This is a genomic window from Kribbella sp. VKM Ac-2571, from assembly GCF_004362255.1.
GTDB lineage: Bacteria > Actinomycetota > Actinomycetes > Propionibacteriales > Kribbellaceae > Kribbella > Kribbella pratensis.
The window spans coordinates 70,510-87,511 of record NZ_SNWS01000016.1 but is presented as its reverse complement, the minus strand read 5'-3'; the positions used below and the strand labels follow the sequence as shown (position 1 = coordinate 87,511).

At 68.6% G+C, this 17,002-nt stretch carries 15 protein-coding genes; 9 read left to right on the top strand and 6 right to left on the bottom strand.

Annotated elements, in window-relative coordinates:
• Positions 1-161 precede the first annotated feature (161 nt).
• The 7 genes from EV651_RS30480 to EV651_RS30445 all read left to right on the top strand — a co-directional run bounded on the left by EV651_RS30480 (position 162) and on the right by EV651_RS30445 (position 8,796).
• The gene (locus EV651_RS30480) at positions 162-1,526 is read left to right on the top strand and encodes a lytic transglycosylase domain-containing protein (protein WP_133788715.1); all 1,365 of its coding nucleotides are present in this window, start codon (positions 162-164) and stop codon (positions 1,524-1,526) included.
• A 290-nt stretch (positions 1,527-1,816) separates the two neighbouring features.
• Positions 1,817-3,001 (top strand): lytic transglycosylase domain-containing protein, encoded by a 1,185-nt coding sequence (locus EV651_RS41615; RefSeq protein ID WP_166658841.1) that lies wholly within the window; start codon positions 1,817-1,819, stop codon positions 2,999-3,001.
• A gap of 142 nt (positions 3,002-3,143) precedes the next feature.
• Complete coding sequence (locus tag EV651_RS30465; RefSeq protein ID WP_133788713.1) at positions 3,144-4,238, top strand: amidohydrolase family protein; 1,095 nt, start codon at positions 3,144-3,146, stop codon at positions 4,236-4,238.
• 110 nt (positions 4,239-4,348) lie between these two features.
• On the top strand, positions 4,349-5,668 hold the full coding sequence (locus EV651_RS30460; protein WP_133788712.1) for an N-acetylmuramoyl-L-alanine amidase: 1,320 nt from the start codon (positions 4,349-4,351) through the stop codon (positions 5,666-5,668).
• Between the two features lie 61 nt (positions 5,669-5,729).
• Positions 5,730-6,962, top strand: coding sequence for a histidine kinase (locus EV651_RS30455; RefSeq protein ID WP_133788711.1), 1,233 nt, complete (start codon positions 5,730-5,732; stop codon positions 6,960-6,962).
• On the top strand, positions 6,953-7,591 hold the full coding sequence (locus EV651_RS30450) for a response regulator transcription factor (RefSeq protein WP_133788710.1): 639 nt from the start codon (positions 6,953-6,955) through the stop codon (positions 7,589-7,591). The genes EV651_RS30455 and EV651_RS30450 overlap by 10 nt, the downstream gene beginning before the upstream one ends.
• A gap of 86 nt (positions 7,592-7,677) precedes the next feature.
• Positions 7,678-8,796, top strand: coding sequence for a S1 family peptidase (locus tag EV651_RS30445; protein ID WP_133788709.1), 1,119 nt, complete (start codon positions 7,678-7,680; stop codon positions 8,794-8,796).
• A gap of 63 nt (positions 8,797-8,859) precedes the next feature.
• On the opposite strand, the gene EV651_RS30440 is transcribed toward EV651_RS30445, so the two are convergent.
• Positions 8,860-10,209, bottom strand: coding sequence for a flotillin family protein (locus tag EV651_RS30440; protein WP_133788708.1), 1,350 nt, complete (start codon positions 10,207-10,209; stop codon positions 8,860-8,862).
• Between the two features lie 21 nt (positions 10,210-10,230).
• On the bottom strand, positions 10,231-10,425 hold the full coding sequence (locus EV651_RS30435; protein ID WP_130387656.1) for a hypothetical protein: 195 nt from the start codon (positions 10,423-10,425) through the stop codon (positions 10,231-10,233).
• A gap of 115 nt (positions 10,426-10,540) precedes the next feature.
• Between EV651_RS30435 and EV651_RS30430 the strand changes: the two genes are divergently transcribed.
• Together EV651_RS30430 and EV651_RS30425 are read left to right on the top strand one after the other, a co-directional pair.
• Entirely contained in the window at positions 10,541-10,924 is a 384-nt protein-coding gene (locus tag EV651_RS30430) for a hypothetical protein (RefSeq protein WP_133788707.1), read from the top strand.
• Position 10,925: 1 nt separating this feature from the next.
• Positions 10,926-13,010, top strand: coding sequence for a caspase family protein (locus tag EV651_RS30425; protein ID WP_133788706.1), 2,085 nt, complete (start codon positions 10,926-10,928; stop codon positions 13,008-13,010).
• On the opposite strand, the gene EV651_RS30420 is transcribed toward EV651_RS30425, so the two are convergent.
• The 4 genes from EV651_RS30420 to EV651_RS30405 are packed head-to-tail and all read right to left on the bottom strand — an operon-like array spanning position 12,976 to position 16,994.
• The gene (locus tag EV651_RS30420; protein WP_133788705.1) at positions 12,976-13,803 is read right to left on the bottom strand and encodes a carbohydrate ABC transporter permease; all 828 of its coding nucleotides are present in this window, start codon (positions 13,801-13,803) and stop codon (positions 12,976-12,978) included. The genes EV651_RS30425 and EV651_RS30420 overlap by 35 nt on opposite strands.
• Entirely contained in the window at positions 13,800-14,717 is a 918-nt protein-coding gene (locus tag EV651_RS30415) for a carbohydrate ABC transporter permease (protein WP_133788831.1), read from the bottom strand. The genes EV651_RS30420 and EV651_RS30415 overlap by 4 nt, the downstream gene beginning before the upstream one ends.
• Before the next feature lie 11 nt (positions 14,718-14,728).
• Positions 14,729-16,018, bottom strand: a complete 1,290-nt coding sequence (locus EV651_RS30410; protein WP_133788704.1) for an ABC transporter substrate-binding protein — start codon at positions 16,016-16,018, stop codon at positions 14,729-14,731.
• A 4-nt stretch (positions 16,019-16,022) separates the two neighbouring features.
• Positions 16,023-16,994 carry a carbohydrate kinase family protein gene (locus EV651_RS30405; protein WP_133788703.1) on the bottom strand — a complete coding sequence of 324 codons (972 nt, stop codon included), beginning with the start codon at positions 16,992-16,994 and terminating at the stop codon, positions 16,023-16,025.
• Positions 16,995-17,002 lie beyond the last annotated feature (8 nt).

Sequence of the window (17,002 nt, the reverse complement as noted above, 5' to 3'; positions counted from 1 at the left end):
GAGACGTGGGGGAGTGAACGCCCGGGGACGAATACCTGAACTTGCCTGTTCGGTACTCGGTCACGGCGCACCGGCACCGGTTGTGGCAGACCTTCCGGGGACTAAGATCATCCCTACGCCCGAGAGACACACCACTGCGGAATGCGTCGAGGACGGTTCGGATGAGGCAGCAGTTCAAGAACCTGGACACGTGGCGGGGGAAGCTGACCGCCACCTGGGTCTGCCTGGCTCCGCCCACCGCCATGATCGCCGTGTTCGTGGTCGGCGGAGTCACCTCGAACACGTTCGTCGTCGACGCCCACGCGCTGGCCGCTCCGCGGCAGGACGCGGTGTTCGACGAGCTGGCCAAGGACGTGCCGAACCAGCCGGGTGTCGACGGCAGCCTGCCGACCCAGGAGAAGTCCACGGTCCAGGTCCCGATCACGGGTACGACGGACGGCACCGGCAAGCCGATCCCCGGCGTGTTCGGGGACGCTTCGGGGATCCCGGGCACCGTGCTGGCGGCGTACCAGAAGGCGGCGCGCGACCTCGCGATGTCGATGCCGGGCTGTCACATCACGTGGCCGCTGCTGGCCGGGATCGGCAAGGTCGAGTCCGGGCACGCGAGCGGCGGCAAGGTGGACGCGAACGGCAACACCCGCGGCAAGATCCTCGGCCCGGTCCTCGACGGCGGGCCCGGGATGGCCGCGATCGCCGACACCGACCAGGGCGTGTACGACGGGAACGCGTCGTGGGACCGTGCCGTCGGGCCGATGCAGTTCGTGCCGGGCACCTGGAAGGCGTTCGGTGCCGACGGCAACGGTGATGGACTCAAGGACCCGCACAACGTGTTCGACGCGGCGCGGGCGGCGGGCGACTACCTCTGCTCCGGCGGGGCGAACCTGGCCGACCCGCAGGGCCTGGTCCAGGCGGTGCTGCGTTACAACCACTCGATGGACTACGTGTCGACCGTCCTGCGGTGGATGCAGACGTACAGCAAGGACACCGTGACGATCCCGGACGAGCCCGGGACCATCGACACCCCGGACGACGACGGCAACAACAACGAGCGGGACTCGACCCGTACGACGACCTCGCCGTCGACCACTGCTCCGACGTCCGCGCCCACGACGGCCCCGACCACGGTGCCCACCACAGCGCCCACCACGGTGCCCACCAGCGTGCCGGCGACCACGCGCCCGACGACGCCCCGTCCTGGCGTGACGTCGAAGCCGACCTCGTCGCCGACGTCGACCAGGACCCCGACCCCGACGCCGACCAAGACGCAGAACACCCCGACCACCACGCCGACGACGCCCACCACGACGCCGACGACACCCACCACGACGCCGACGACGCCCACGACGACGCCGACAACCCCGACTCCGAGCGACCCGACCTGCACCCCGACTCCGACCGGGACGCCGACGACCACGCCGACGGTAACGCCCACGTCGACCCCGAGCCCGTGCAGCTCCACCGACCCGGACTCGAACCCGAGCGAGTCGGCAGGCAGCCCGACCGCCGCACCGCAAACCTCCAACTGACCCGCAACCTGTGGTTTGCGCGTTTGGGTGTCCTACGCCCGCTTCGGCGACTGGACTTCGGGCAGTTAGGTGTCGGCTGGTTACCGTGGGTAAGGTGACGTAGCGGTGGTCGTTACCTCGGTGCCGGTTTTCCGAGGGGATTCTGGGCGGCGTAACTTTGCGTCGTCTTGATGTAACTTTCTGGCGCATGGTTCGTTGAAGGGGCTATGCGCCTAACCCGTAGTGGTAACCGTCGGGTCAAAATCATCATCGCTTCATTGTGTACGGCCCCGCTCCTGGTCGGGGCCATCGTGACCGTCGCCTCGGGCGGAGCCGGTGCCTCCGGACCGCTCACGGCAGGCAACCCGGTCGCCCCATCGCCTGGGGCCGGGCTGAACAGCGGTGAGTTCGACGAACTGACGATGATCGTGCCGCAGCGTCCCGGAGTGGACGGCCGGCTCGGATCGGACAAACCTGCCCGCGACGACGTCCCCGTGCAGGGGGCCACCGACGGCCGCTCGGTCGTCCGTCCCGGGCGTCCGGGTGCCGTGAACGGCATCCCGCGCGGGGTGTTCCCCGCCTACCGCCGCGCCACCGCCAACCTCGCGGTCGTGCGGCCGAACTGTGGGCTCACCTGGCCGCTGCTGGCCGGTGTCGGCAAGGTCGAGTCCGACCACGCGAGCGGCGGCCGCGTCGACGTGGCCGGCACCACCCGCGGCCGGATCCTCGGCCCGGTGCTGAACGGCCGGCACGGCAACGGCCGGATCACCGACTCCGACAAGGGCAAGTACGACGCGGACTCGACCTGGGACCGCGCGGTCGGCCCGATGCAGATCATCCCGCAGGTCTGGGACGAGTTCGGGGCCGACGGCAACGGTGACGGCTACCGCAACCCCAACAACGTGTACGACGCGGTCACCACGGTCGCCGTGGTGCTGTGCGCCGAGGGCGACGACCTGCGCAGCCCGCGCGACCTGGTCGCCGCACTGCTCCGCTACCAGCACTCCAAGGACTTCGTCGCCACCGTGCTGAAGTGGATGCGCGTGTACAGCAAGAACGCGGTCCTGGTGCCGAACGCGAAGGGCAACATCGCAAGCGCCAAGGCGAACGGCAACGCCGACCGCCGGGTCGACCCACGGGACGTCCCGGACGTGCCGGACGACACCAAGACGCCGACGCCGACCCCCACCGCGGCCCCGACGACGCTGCCGACCGAGGTGCCGCCGTCCTCGCCGTGGGCGACGCCGACGCTGCCGAGGCCGGTGGACACGCCGACCAGGACGCCTACCAGGACGCCGACGCCGACGAAGACCCCCACCAAGACGCCGACGAAGACGCCGACCAAGACGCCGACGCCGACTCCGACTCCGACGCCCACGCCGACTCCGACCCCGACGCCCACACCGACCCCGACGAGCACCCCGTCCGGATCGCAGTGCGCAGGCAACGAGACCACCACCCCGACCTGCACCCCGGGCACAGGCTCGCACGGATAACGCTCGCCCGATACGGTCGCTCCATGACGGTATTGATGCCACGCCTCCGGCGCGGCGGGTCATCGGGCTGTGACTCCCGGCCTTCCCTCGTCGCTCCGGTCGCTCCGCTCCCTGCGCTCCTCAGTCCAGGCCGGGAGGCCCGATGACCGGCACCGGCGTACTCAGGCTGGTCGGCACGGTTCTGCCGGGCGGTGAGCAGCAGGAGCTTCATCTCAGCGGTGGGCTGGTTGTCGACCGGCCCACTGCTGCTGATGTGACCACCGTGCACACCGGCGGCTGGATCGTGCCGGGGCTGGTCGACGCGCATTGCCACATCGGCCTCGACCAGCACGGCGCCGTCGACCGGGAGACCCAGGAGCAGCAGGCGATCGCCGACCGCGAAGCCGGTGCGCTCCTGGTCCGGGACGCCGGTTCGGCCGCCGACACCCGCTGGATCGACGACCGCGCGGACCTGCCGAAGATCATCCGCGCCGGCCGGCACATCGCCCGCTCGAAGCGGTACATCCGGAACTACGGCTGGGAGATCGAGCCCGACGAGTTGGTCGCGTACGTCGAGCAGGAGGCCCGCCGTGGTGACGGCTGGGTGAAGCTCGTCGGCGACTGGATCGACCGCGACGCCGGCGATCTGACCCCGTGCTGGCCGGCCGAGGCGCTGAACGCCGCGATCGCCCGCGCCCACGAGCTCGGAGCCCGCGTGACCGCGCACGTCTTCGGCGAGCATGCCCTCCCGGACCTGCTGGCCGCGGGCATCGACTGCCTCGAACATGGCACCGGCATCGAGCCCGGTCTGCTCAGCGAGATGGCCGAGCGTCAGGTGGCCGTCGTACCCACCATGATCCAGCTCGAGAACTTCCCGCAGTACGCCGACCAGGCCGCGGCCAAGTTCCCGGTCTACTCGGGCCACATGCGCGACCTCTACGAGCGCCGCCTGCACCGGCTGCGGGACGCGTTCGAGGCAGGCGTCCCCGTGTACGCCGGGACCGACGCGGGCGGTGTCCTCGGACACGGACTGGTCGCGCAGGAGGTCCAGGCGCTCACCGAGATCGGCATGTCAGGGGAGCAGGCCCTCGCCGCCGGGTCGTGGGCAGCCCGTGCCTGGCTCGGTGCGCCCAGCGAGCTGCGCCCCGGCGATCCGGCGGATCTGGTCGTGTACGACGAGGATCCGCGCGCGAATCCCGCCGTCCTGACGCACCCGCGGCTGATCGCACTGCGTGGAAACGTGGTCTTCTCCCGGTGACGGGAAGAAATTCACTCAAACACTGGATTGGACGGAAGATCTTCCCTTAGCGTGACTCTCGGGACCGCCGACGCCCCTCGGCGGACCAGACACGGGAAGGAACCGCCCCAATGTCCCGAGTACCCAAGCTGTCCGCACTCCTGGCCGTCGGCGCACTCGCGCTGACCGCCCTGCCCAGCAACGCGGCATCACCGCCGTCCGAGTCCGAGCTCGCGGCCGCGTTCACGACGGCGTCCGCGAAGTACGACGTACCGCGCGAAGTGCTGGTCGGTGTCGGCTTCGCCGAGACGCATCTCGACGGCCACAACGGCATGCCGAGCCAGGCGAACGGCTACGGCGTGATGCACCTGGCCGGCAACAACGTGAACAAGACGATGTCCGAGGCAAGCAAACTGACCGGGATGCCGGTCGCGGAGCTGTCCAAGGACGACACGTCGAACATCCTCGGCGCCGCCGCCGTGCTCGACTCCTACGCCGACCAAGCCGGTCTGACGGATCGATCGGATGTCGGCAAGTGGTACGGCGTGATCGCGAAGTACTCGCACTCCGCCGACGCCCCGACCGCGCGGCTGTACACCGACGAGGTCTACCGCGTGATCGCCCGCGGCGTCCGCACCGCAGGCGTTTCGACGGACCCGAAGACGGTCACACCGGACCGCGGCGCGTACGCGAAGGCCGCGCCGCTCGGGACCGCCGCGGTCGACTATCCGGGCGCGATCTGGAACCCGGCCAGCACCAGCAACTACCGCGTCGGCCGGACCGCGGCGATCACCACGATCGTGATCCACGTGACCCAGGGCTCGTACGCAGGCACCATCAGCTGGTTCAAGAACCCGTCCGCACAGGTCAGCGCGCACTACGTGGTGCGTTCCAGCGACGGCGAGGTCACCCAGATGGTGGCCGAGAAGGACACCGCCTGGCACGTCCGGACCGAGAACCCGTACACGATCGGCATCGAGCACGAAGGGTACGTCGACCAGCCGTCCTGGTTCACCGACGCGATGTACCGCTCGTCCGCGGCGCTGACGCGCAACATCGCCGACCGGCGGGGCATCCCGAAGGACCGGGCCCACATCAAGGGCCACAGCGAGATGCCGAACAACGACCACACCGACCCCGGACCGAACTGGAACTGGGACTACTACATGCAGCTGGTGAACGGCGGCGACCCGAACCCGCCGGAGTACAACTTCACCACGTGGGGCAGCGGCGTGAACGTCCGCTCGGCTGCGAAGCTGTCCGCGTCGGTCGTGACCACGCTGCCCGGCCCGACCCGGGTGTTCGTCGAGTGCCAGGTTCAGGGCGACACGGTGACGGCGGGCGGCTACACCAACAACTGGTGGGCCAAGCTGCGGGACCAGAAGGGCTACATGACCAACATCTACATCGACGACCCGAACGCGAAGCTGCCCGGCGTACCGGACTGCTAGAAGGCGAAAGGTAGAGCCTGCTGTACCGACTGCGGCGGTGCGGGTGCCGCAGGATATGAGCATGCTCAAGAAGATCCTGTCCCGGGGTGGTCCGGCCGCTGGTTACCTGGTCATCCGCTTCTTCAAGTCGGTCACGCTGCTGGCCGCGCTTCCGGTCAGCCTGATCTGGGGCTGGCTCATCCCGGGCGCCACCGCGGGGCTGGTACGGCTCGCCAACAGCGAGCGGTATCGCGCTGCGAAGTACCTGGGTCTCCCGCAGGCCGAGGAACTGCCGCCCGCGCTGCCCCGCGCGCCGGGCGACGTGGTCACGCTGTTCCGGGACACGTCGTTCAAGCGGAGTCTGCGTTGCCTACTGATGCCGGTCGTGATGATCCCGGAGCTGTTCGTCGCGGCCGTCTCGGTGATCGGTGCGCCGGCAGCCGTCGCGGGCATGCTGCTGTGGAAACTTGACCCGGGCAACTTCAGCCTGATGGGTGTAGGCGTCAGCAACTGGTTCGAGGCGCTCACCCTCGGCCCACTGCAGATCGGCGCCAGTCTGTGGTTCCTGGGACGGGTCGCCCCCGCTCTGGCTCGTGGCCACGCCAGGACCGTGCTGACGGCGCTCGCACCGACTCAGGAGCAGCTGGAGACCGCCAGACTGGAGCAGCGCGTGGAGGAGCTCACCAAGAGCAGGGCCGGTGCTGTCGACTCACATGGCGCAGAGCTGCGTCGCATCGAGCGAGACCTGCACGACGGGACACAGGCCCAACTGGTGTCGCTGGCGATGCGGATCGGCATCGCCAAGCAGACGATGGCCAACGACCCGGAGAAGGCCGCCAAACTGCTGGACGACGCCCGAGACGGCGCGGAGCAGGCCATGACCGAGCTGCGCGGCGTACTGCGGACCATGTACCCACCGATCCTTGCGGACCGCGGTCTGGCCGGAGCGGTCTCCGCACTGGCAGCCCGCTGTCCGCTACCGGTTGAGCTCCGTATCGGCGAGCTGGGCGAGGTCCCGGCGGCAGTAGAGGCCGCTGCGTACTTCGTAGTCGCGGAGTCCCTCACCAACATCACCAAGCACAGTGCTGCGGGACATGTCGACATACAGCTCGAGCGACGCGAAGCCGAGCTCTACCTGGCTGTGACGGACGACGGGATCGGTGGAGCACGAGTAAATGAGCAGTCCGACCTACTGGGCCGGGGGAGCGGCCTGCATGGCATGCTCCATCGCGTGCAGGCGATCGACGGTCATTTGGAGCTGAACAGTCCGATCGGCGGGCCGACCACCGTCGAGGTGATCCTTCCGTGCGGGTGATCATCCTCGAGGACAACCCGATCCTCGCCGAGGGTCTGAGCCTGCTGCTCGACAACTCCGGCTTTCAGGTCGCCGCCGTAGCCACCGACGCGGGCGAGTTCGCCAAGGCGATCGACGAGCACCAGATCGACATCGCGATTGTCGACGTACGGCTGCCACCGACCTTCACCGACGAGGGTCTGCGCGCGGCGATCGAGGCCCGCCGCGTCCGTCCGGGGCTGCCGGTCCTGGTGTTCTCGCAGTACGTCGAGGAGGTGTACGCCGCCGAGCTACTGGCGGCCGGCAGCGAAGGGGTCGGCTACCTCCTGAAGGACCGGGTGTCCCGCGTCGACGAGTTCCTGGAAGCGGTACGCCGGGTTGCGGGCGGAGGGACTGTGCTGGACCCGGAGGTGGTTAGCCAGCTCATGGTGAAGCGGAGCAGCCCGCTGGACCGGCTGACGCCGCGCGAACGCGAAGTACTCGCACTGATGGCCGAAGGCCTCGGCAACACGGCGATCGGGGAGAAGCTGTTCATCTCCGACGGCGCGGTGCACAAACATGTCGGCAACGTGTTCCTGAAGCTCGACCTGCCGCCGACCGACTCCGGCCACCGCCGGGTGCTGGCCGTTCTCGCCTACCTCGGACTCTGAGCCCTTGACGCGCCTGACAACGTAGGCCACTCTCAACCTGAGAGCGCTCTCATCCACCGAACCGCCCCTAGGTGAGGAGAGTTCTGATGAAGGTTCTACTGGCCGCCGTACTCACGGCGGCTGTCCTGACTGTGCCCGCGCAGGCGTTGGCAGCACCCGAGCCACTGGCTGTGCCCGGCCAGTCTGCCGCCATGCAACGTGACTTCGGGCTGACCGAGCAGCAGATGCAGCAGCGCCTGGCAGCCGAGACCTCGGCGGCCAAGCTGTTGCCCGCGGCCCAGAAAGCGGCCGGCGCCGCGTTCGGCGGAGCCTGGTACGACCCGGCCACCCAGAAGCTGGTCGTCGGCGTAGTCGGCTCTGAGCGTGCAGCCGCAGTACGAGCCACAGGTGCGGAGGTGGCCGCCGTACCTGTGCCGGCAAAGGCGTTGGACCAGCAGAAGGCTGTAGTCGACAAGCTGGCCGGCAAGGCGGTGCCTGCTGCGGTGAGCGGCTGGGCTGCCGATCCCCGGACCGGCAGCGTGGTGATCAACGTCCAAGCAGGCAAGCGTTCCCAGGCCGTCGAGGCGTTCGTCGCCAAGGTCGCGAAGGCCGGAGCGGTGACGGTCAAAGAGGTCGCGGCGCAGGCGCCTCGCACCTTCGCGGCCGGCACCGTCGGCGGTGACCCGTACTACGTCAGCAACATCCGCTGCTCGATCGGCTTCTCCGTGTACGGCGGGTACGTCACAGCCGGGCACTGCGGTCGTAGCGGCATAGTGCGCGGCTGGGACGGCACCGACCAGGGCTCGTTCCAGGGCTGGTCGTTCCCCGGCAACGACTACGCCTGGGTCGCCACGGGCTATGGCTGGTGGACCGTGCCGGTCGTGCTCGGCTGGGGACAGGTGAGCGACCAACTGGTCCGCGGGTCGTGGGAGGCGCCGATCGGCTCGTCGGTGTGCCGGAGCGGTTCGACGACACACTGGCACTGCGGCTCGATCCTGGCCAAGAACGAGACCGTGAACTACGGCAACGGCCAGCTGTTCTACGGTGCGACCAAGACCAACGTCTGCGCCGAGGGCGGGGACTCCGGCGGGTCGTTCATCACGGGTGACCAGGCGCAGGGCGTCACATCCGGTGGCTGGGGCAACTGCAGCAGCGGCGGCGAGACGTGGTTCCAGCCGGTCAACGAGATCCTGCAGGCGTACGGCCTGACCCTGCACACGGCCTGAAAACAGTAACGTCCGAAGAACCGAGCGCTACAGGCCTCAGTTCTTCGGACGTTACGTGGGCTGTCAGGCGGATTCGTCCGGAACCGGCTCCAGTTTCGGGGCCTCGTCCTTCTTGGTGGCCAGCGAGTCGATCAGCTGCTTGGCCAGCGCGAAGCCGGAGCCGCCCATCGTGATCGTCTTCACCAAGGTGTCCTCGATGCCTTGGGCACCGTTCAGCACGACCATGTTGCCGACCTTGTCGAACGAGCTCGCCGCGGCGGTCACGATCGCCGGGTAGGCCTCGGCCAGCTGCTGCGCGACGACCGCCTCGGTGTTGGTGGCCAGCGCCTCGGCGCGCGCCTTGATACCGGCCGCTTCCGCCATCGCCTTGGCCTGTACGGCGGACGCCTCGGCTCTACCGGTCAGCTCGGTGGCCTTCGCCTGCGCCTCACCGCGCAGCTGGACCTCCCGGGCGTTCGCCTCGGCGGCCGCGATCTGCGCGTCACGGGCGGCCTGGGCCAGCGTGCGCTGCCGGTACGCCTCGGCGTCGGCCGGCTTCAGCACCGTCGACTCCAGCTGCTTCTCGGCCAGCGACGCGTTCAGCTTGGCGGTCTCCGTCTCGGCGACGACGACCTCCTGGCGGGCCAGCGCCTCGGCCAGCGGGCCGGACTGTGACGCCTTCGACTTCGCCTGGTCGACCTCGGCCTGGTAACCGGCCTGGGCGATCGAGCTCTCCCGGACGGCTGCGGCCTTCTGGGCGGCGGCGGCCTGCTCGCGCTCGGTCGCCTCCCGGTCCCGCTCGGCCTGCGCGATCCGGGCCGCGGCCTCGACCGCGGCGGCCTGCGGGCGGCCGAGGTTCTTGATGTAGCCGGACTCGTCGTCGATCTCCTGGATCTGCAGCGAGTCCACGACCAGGCCCAGCTTCTCCATGTCCCCGGCCAGCGAGCCGCGGATGTTGGTGGTCAGCGTCTCCCGGTCGTGCAGCATCTCCTCGACCGTGGTGGAGCCGACGATCGCCCGCAGGTGACCCGCGAACAGCTCGTGGATCGTGCCCATCACCTGCTCGTCGCTCTGCTCCAGGAACCGCCGGGCCGCGTTCGCGATCGAGCCGTAGTCGTCACCGACCTTGTACGCCGTGACGCCCTTGATGTGCAGCGGGATGCCCTGGCTGGACACGCAGGTCACGGTCAGCGGCGTCGCGCGAATGTCCAGCGGCAACCGCCGTACCGTCTGGAAACCCGGCAGCACCGCGGTGCCGCGACCGACGACGATCTTGAAACCGAGGGTCTCGTTGACCTGGTCGGTGCTCGAGTGCGCGCCGAGGCCGGAGATGATCAACGCCTCGTTCGGCTCCGCCACCCGCCAGACCATCCGGAACAGGATCAGAAGGACGACCACCGCGACCGCCGCGATGATCAGGTACGTCCAGAGCATTTCCCCTCCAAGGGAACGAAATTAGATGGCGCGAGCGACGTACACGGTGCGGGGCGGGTCGAAGTCGACGACGACAACCTGCGTCCCCACCTCGAGCACCTCGTCGGTCGCCGGGTAAGCGTAGAAGGCCTCGGTGGCACCCCGGACCGGCAGCATCACCTCGCCGACGATCCCGGGTGCGATCCGGCCGATCACCCGCCCCCGCTTGCCTACCATGTTGCCCCTCCGACGCACTTCGTCCTGCTCCAGTTCCCCGAAGCCTAGATCACCGCTTGTGGCCCGGGCGGGTACGGGCGCATTGTGGGAGAGCGGCCTGGGGTGGGGAGGGGCCATGGACGACGGTGTCCAGCTAGAGGTGGTCGAGGACGCGGCCGACGAGGAACGGCTCGAGGACCTCGCGTTGCTGCTGCGGCAGGAACTGCTGATGCTCGACGTACGGTCGGTCGAGCCGTACACCGAGGACGCGGCGCCGGACGGTTCGAGGGGCGCGCTCGCTGCCGTCGCGGGAGTCCTGAGTGTCTCACTCGCGCCGGGTCTGCAGGCGCTCGGCTCGGTGATCGTGGTGATCCGGGAGTGGCTGCGCCGCGGCGGCTCGAACCGTACTGTGAAGCTCACCGTCGACGGCGACGTGATCGAGCTGACCGGAGCCACCGGCGAGATGCAGCAGCAGTTGGTCGACGCCTTCGTCCGACGGCACAGCGGAGTGGACGCCTGACATGAGCGGCTCGCGGGTCGCGCTCGTGGTGGCCAACGACGAGTACGACGACCCTGGGCTGCGGCGGCTGGTCGCGCCGGCGCAGGATGCCGCCGCGCTGGCCGAGGTGCTCGCCGATCCGGCGGTCGGCGGCTTCGAGGTCCAGGTACTGCGGAACGCGTCGGCGCAGGCGATCCGGGTCGCCGTCGAGGACTTCTTCGCCGATCGCGTACCGGAAGACCTGCTGTTGCTGCACTTCTCCTGCCACGGACTGAAGAACGCGGCGGGCGAGCTCTACCTCGCGGTCGCGGACACCCGGCCGTCCCGGCTCGCATCGACCGCGGTCGCCGCGGACTTCGTCAACCGGCAGATGGCCGATAGCAGGGCGCAACGGATCGCGCTGTTCCTGGACTGCTGCTATGGCGGCGCGTTCCCGCGCGGCATGGTCGTCCGGGCGGCCGGTGAGGCGCAGGTGCAGGACGCGTTCGCGCGCCAGGCGGACGTCGGCGGCGGCCGCGGGCGGGTGGTGATCACCGCGTCCAGCGCGATGGAGTACGCGTTCGAAGGCGGGCAGTTGACCACCGGCGCCGCACCTGCTCCCTCGGTGTTCACCGGCGCGGTGGTCGACGGGTTGACGACGGGTGAGGCGGACCGCGACGGCGACGGCTGGGTCGGCCTCAGCGAGCTGGTCGGCTTCGTCACCGACCGGGTCCACCGGGTGACGCCGAACCAGAACCCGCAGATGTGGACCTTCGGGTCCCAGGGCGAGTTGCTGATCGCGCGCAGCCGGATCCGCCGGATCACCGCGGCGCCGTTGGCGTCCGAGCTGGTCGAGGCGATGGACAGTCCGTTGCCTGCAGCAAGATTCGGCGTGGTCGACTACCTGCGTGAGCGGTTGTCCGACGCCGACCTCGGGCAGGCGTACGCCGCGTGGCAGGCGCTGCACCGGATGACGCTCGACGACAGCCGCAAGGTCTCCGAAGCCGCCGCGACCGCGATTGCGAGCGCCGTACCGAACGTCACTCCGCCGGAGTTGACGCTCGACGGTACAGGTGCGGCCGAGGTACGGCTGGACGGACCGCCGCTCGCGCTGACCGCGGTCGCGTCCGCCGCCGACAGTTGGCTTACGGTCGAACAGCACGGCTCGCTGATCCGCGTCCAGGCCGGCGAGTCCGGCCCGGGGGCCGGCACCACAACAGCCCTCCTACTGACCGGTCCCACCGTAGACCTCAGCATCCCGGTCCGGGTCGCCAAGGACACCGCGCCCGATCAGCAACCAGTTCCCACCCCACATCCCGAGCCCCCACAACCCGAACCCCCGCACGTCGAGCAGATGCAGCCGGCGCAGAAAACCGCCGTGGCAGCAGCGATGCAGCCGTGGTGGTTGGTCGCCGTGCTGGTTCTGGCCGCAGCCTTCCTCGTGCTGGTGAACTGGCCAGGCTCTGCGGACTCCCGGAAGCTCTGGTACGACCCGGATCCCACCGGCTGGTACATCTACCGCACGTGGGCCGACCCCGCGATCCTCGCCGCGTCCGTGGCGGTCCTGGCTTCATTGCTGCTGCGTTTCGCCGGTGCGCCGGCCCTCGGCGTGATCGTCGGCTGTGTGGTCTCGCTGCTCGAGGACGGTCTGGTGACCCTCGGCGGCGGAATCAGCGCGGACGAGACCAGCGCATGGGCCGTCACCGTAGCGGTCTCATTCGCGCTAGTCGTCGTACTCGTGCTGACGCAGCGACCACGGCCTTGGCCGCTGCGTCCCGTCAAGCCTCTGCCTGCTGCCCTGGTTGTTGCCGGCGGTTTGCTTCTGGTCATAGGCCTCTCGATCCAGGACACCAGTAGCCACTCGCTGCTGACCGTGACCCCACTGTTCTTGTTGGAGCCCCTCGTCACCGTCGCGCTCGCATGGTCCACGCTGGCAGCCGTAGATGCAGTACGGCGGGCCTGGCTCACTGCAGCCACTCTGACGCTCGCCGTGCTCGGCGCCATTGCCGCGATACCGACATGGACCCAGGGGCACTCAGTACCGGTCTTCGTGGTCTATCTGGTCGGCAACGTGCTGCTGGCCGCCGGCGTCCTCATCCCCGCACCGCGCCTTCGGTCGCGCCCTTGATGAACTGGCGGGCGAAGACCGCGAACACGATCACCAACGGGATCATCGCCAGCAACGCGCCCGTCATCACCATGCTGTAGTCCACGCCGTGCGAGCGGTTCAGGGTCGACAGGGCGACCTGCAGGGTCACGTGGTCCGGGTTGGTCAGCACGATCAGGGGCCACATGTAGTCGTTCCAGGAACCGACGAACGTGAAGATACCGAGGAACGCCAGCGCCGGCCGCGCCGACGGCAACGCGACGTGCCAGTACGTTCCGAAGAAGCCGCAGCCGTCCAGCGTCGCGGCCTCGATCAGCTCGTCGTGGATCGAGTTCTGGAAGTACTGCCGCATCCAGAAGATGCCGAACGCGTTCGCCGCACCCGGGACGATCAGTGCCTTCAGCGAGCCGACCCAGCCGAGGATCGCCATCGTCTGGAACTGCGGTACGGCGGCCAGTTGCGCCGGCAGCAGCATCGTCGCCAGCAGGATCACGAACAACGCGTTCCGCCCCGGGAACCGGAACTTGGCGAACGTGAACGCGGCCAGCGAGTCGAAGAACAGCACCAGCAACGTGGTCGAGATCGCCACCGTCGCGGTGTTCGCCATCGACTGGAAGAACGCCACGTTGTCCAGCACGTGCCGGACGTTGTCGCCGAAGTGCCCGCCGAAGCTGAACTTCGGCGGGAAACGATAGATGTCCGCGGTCGTGTTCGACGCCATGATGATCGTCCACACGAACGGGAACATGAACACCAGCAGGGCCAGCACGAGGGCGGCGTGCAGCGCGAGCCCGCGCAGCCGGTAACGCGTCATCGATCCTCACTCCGTCCACGGAAGATCCGCCAGTTGATTGCCGTGAACAACAGCACGAGCGCGAAGATGCTCAGCGCGATCGCGGCGGCGTACCCGTAGTCGTTGTCCAGGAACGCGGCCCGGTAGAAGAACAGGACCACGGTCATCCCGCTCTGCCCGGTGCCGCCGCTGTTGCCGACCATCACCTGCGGCTCGGTGAACGTCTGCAGTCCGCCGATCGTCGACATGATGACGGTGAACAGTACGACGGGACGCAGCTGCGGCAGCGTGATCGAGAAGAACGTCCGTACCGCTCCCGCCCCGTCCACCTTGGCGGCCTCGTACTGGTCCTTCGGGATCGCCTGCAGACCGGCCAGGTAGATCAGCGTGTTGTACCCGACCCACTGCCACACGATCATCGTGGAGATCGCGATCTTGATCCCCCACGGCTGCCCGAGCCAGTCCTGCTGCGGGATGCCGAGGGAGCGCAGCGCGGCGTTCACCAGACCGAAGTTCGTGCTGAAGATCGAGCTGAAGAAGATCGCCATCGCGACCAGCGACGTGACGTTCGGGATGAAGTACGCGATCCGGTAGACGTTGGTGAACCGGACCGCGGACTGCAGCATCACCGCCAGCAACAGCGCCAGTACCAGCGTCGGCACCGTCGACATCAGGAACAGTACGACGGTGTTCTCCAGCGACTGCCAGAACGTCGGGTCCTTCACCAGGAACGCGAAGTTGTCCAGCCCGGTGAACCTGCGGGCGCTCAGGCCGTCCCAGCGCTGGAACGCCAGCACGATCGTGGACAGCATCGGGTACAGCCCGAACACCGCGAACAGGACGTAGAACGGCGACAGCGCCAGATAGAACCGCCAGTACGACCAGACCCGCCGCTGCTGACCTGTCGATGACTCGGTCAGCGGCGCGGTCCGCATCGTTGTAGCCGTCACTGCACGCCCTGGCGTTTGGCGATCGCCTTCGCCTTCGAGACGGCGGCGGACCATGCCGCGTCCGAGGTCTTGGCGCCGGTCTGCACGGTCTTCAGCTCGTCGTGGAACGGCGCGGCGACCGCGTCGTCGAACGGGCTCTGGTATGCGACCGGGATCGCTTTGGCCGCCGGGCCGAAGATGTCGATCGGCACCTGGCCGCCGAAGAACTTGTCGGCCGCCTTGAGTTGCGGCTTGTCGTACGCCGCCGGCGTCGACGGGAAGATCTGTGCGTCGGCGAACGCCTTGGCCTCGTTGTCGGCGCTGAGCATGTACTTGATCACGTCGAACGCCTTCTGCGGGTCGGCGGCGTTCTTGGTGATCGCGAGGAACGAGCCGCCGAAGTTCGCCGGGCCGCCCGGGGTCGGCGCCAGCCGCCACTTGCCCGCGGTCTTCTTCACCGCGGACTTGATGTCGAGCGCGACCCAGGCCGCCCCGATGTGCGCGGGCACCGTCCCCTGGTCGAGGCCGGCGTTCCAGTCCGGCGAACCACTCGGCGTCTTGCCGTCGATCTTCATCGTCATCGCCTTGACCGAGGTGTCCCAGGCCTTGCGGATGTGGTCCTGGTCGCCGATGAACTTGTTGTCCTTGGAGATGTACCGCTCGGTGCCCTGGCCGACGACCATGTCGTAGAGGTCGGTGGCGTCCCAGACCAGCAACGTCTTCGGGTTCTTCGCCTTCAGTTGGACGCCGGCGGCGAAGAAGTCGTCCCAGGTCTTCAGCTGCTCGGCCACCTTCGCGGGGTCGCTCGGCAGCCCGGCCGCGGCGAAGACGTCCTCGCGGTAGAAGAGCGCGGTCGGGCCGACGTCGATCGGCAGACCGATGACCTTGCCGTCCAGCGTGGTGGCCTGCTTGACCTTCCACTCCAGGTAGTCGCCCAGGATCGAGTCCGCGCCGACGGTCTTCAGGTCCACGAACCGCTCGGCCTGGGGCAGCAGCGACGCGATGTCCTCGCCCTTCAGGCCGGTGATGTCCGGGATCGACGTACCGCCGTTGAAGGTGGTGATCAGCTTCTGCTTGAAGTCGCCGCCGATCTCGGAGTACTTGATCTTCGGGTCCGGGAAGTGCGCGATCGTGTCGTCCAGCACCGACTTGCCGAGACCGCCGGGCCAGCACCACATGGTCAGCGTGGTGGCGGTGTTCTTCTTGGCCGTTGTCCCGGTGTTGTTCATTCCTGACGAGCATCCGACCAGCGACCCGCCCGCTACGGCTGCGAAGCCCCCGAGCAATGTCCGACGTGAGAGCTCCATGGTTCTACCTTCCTGAGTGTGCCCATGAGTGTGCGCTGATCAGCGCCTGGAGGTGGTGATCTTCGGGATCCCCGGTATCGAGCAGGGCCTGCCAGGCCACGAGGTCTTCCCAACGCGGTGCGGCATCCGCACCGCCCAACCGGGTGACAGAGAGCGCTGCGGTGAGTGCTGCGAACCGCACCCGCTGCGCCAGCGGCAGGTCCCAGAGCGTGGCGGCGATGAAGCCGGCGGCGAACACATCACCCGCCCCGGTGGTGTCCGCCGCCGGGACCGCATACGCAGGTACGGCGACCTGCTCGCCAGTACTCGCGTCGAGTGCGGTGGCGCCCGCAGCGCCGTTGGACACGACCACCAGCGGCACCTGCTCCGCCAACCGGCGCATGGCCTGCTCTGGTGAGTCTGTCCGCGTGTACTGCATGGCCTCGTCGGCGTTCGGCAGGAACACGTCGCAGTGCTGGAGCTGGTCGAGCACTGCCGGGTCCCACTGCTCGGTCGGGTCCCAACCGACGTCTGCGAACACCACGCTGCCGGCCGCCTTCGCCTTCGCCAGCCACTCGTTCGGCCAGGATCCGATGTGGGCGGCGACGGCTCTAGCAGCCGGCGGCGTGGTGATCAGCTCGTCGGCCGACAGCAGGGGAGGGGTACCCCGGGTGACCAGTGCCCTGTCGTTGTCGTAGGCAAGGGCCACGGTGAGGGGCGTCTGCCAGCCGGCGAGTCTTCGGGACAGAGTCAGATCGATGCCCTCGGCACTCAGGTACGTCCAGACGCGGTCACCGTCGGCGTCCGCGCCGAAGGCCGCGGCCATGCCGGTCCGCAGGCCGAGCCGGGCGAGTGCGACCGCGAAGTTCGCGATACCTCCCGGGCTCTCGTGCGACTCGGTGGCCCAGACCTCGGTGCCCGGACGCGGTGCAGTGGGCAGGCCGAGCACCAGGTCCTGGAAGACCAGACCGGACACCACTACGTCCAGCTCGTGCATACTCAGCA

Coding starts and splice junctions, on each gene's coding strand:
- EV651_RS30420 (WP_133788705.1), bottom strand. CDS start 13,803: ATGACGCGTTACCGGCTGCGCGGGCTCGCGCTGCACGCCGCCCTCGTG.
- EV651_RS30480 (WP_133788715.1), top strand. CDS start 162: ATGAGGCAGCAGTTCAAGAACCTGGACACGTGGCGGGGGAAGCTGACC.
- EV651_RS30415 (WP_133788831.1), bottom strand. CDS start 14,717: ATGCGGACCGCGCCGCTGACCGAGTCATCGACAGGTCAGCAGCGGCGG.
- EV651_RS30435 (WP_130387656.1), bottom strand. CDS start 10,425: ATGGTAGGCAAGCGGGGGCGGGTGATCGGCCGGATCGCACCCGGGATC.
- EV651_RS30465 (WP_133788713.1), top strand. CDS start 3,144: ATGACCGGCACCGGCGTACTCAGGCTGGTCGGCACGGTTCTGCCGGGC.
- EV651_RS30460 (WP_133788712.1), top strand. CDS start 4,349: ATGTCCCGAGTACCCAAGCTGTCCGCACTCCTGGCCGTCGGCGCACTC.
- EV651_RS30445 (WP_133788709.1), top strand. CDS start 7,678: ATGAAGGTTCTACTGGCCGCCGTACTCACGGCGGCTGTCCTGACTGTG.
- EV651_RS30430 (WP_133788707.1), top strand. CDS start 10,541: ATGGACGACGGTGTCCAGCTAGAGGTGGTCGAGGACGCGGCCGACGAG.
- EV651_RS30455 (WP_133788711.1), top strand. CDS start 5,730: ATGCTCAAGAAGATCCTGTCCCGGGGTGGTCCGGCCGCTGGTTACCTG.
- EV651_RS30440 (WP_133788708.1), bottom strand. CDS start 10,209: ATGCTCTGGACGTACCTGATCATCGCGGCGGTCGCGGTGGTCGTCCTT.
- EV651_RS30410 (WP_133788704.1), bottom strand. CDS start 16,018: ATGGAGCTCTCACGTCGGACATTGCTCGGGGGCTTCGCAGCCGTAGCG.
- EV651_RS30425 (WP_133788706.1), top strand. CDS start 10,926: ATGAGCGGCTCGCGGGTCGCGCTCGTGGTGGCCAACGACGAGTACGAC.
- EV651_RS30405 (WP_133788703.1), bottom strand. CDS start 16,994: ATGCACGAGCTGGACGTAGTGGTGTCCGGTCTGGTCTTCCAGGACCTG.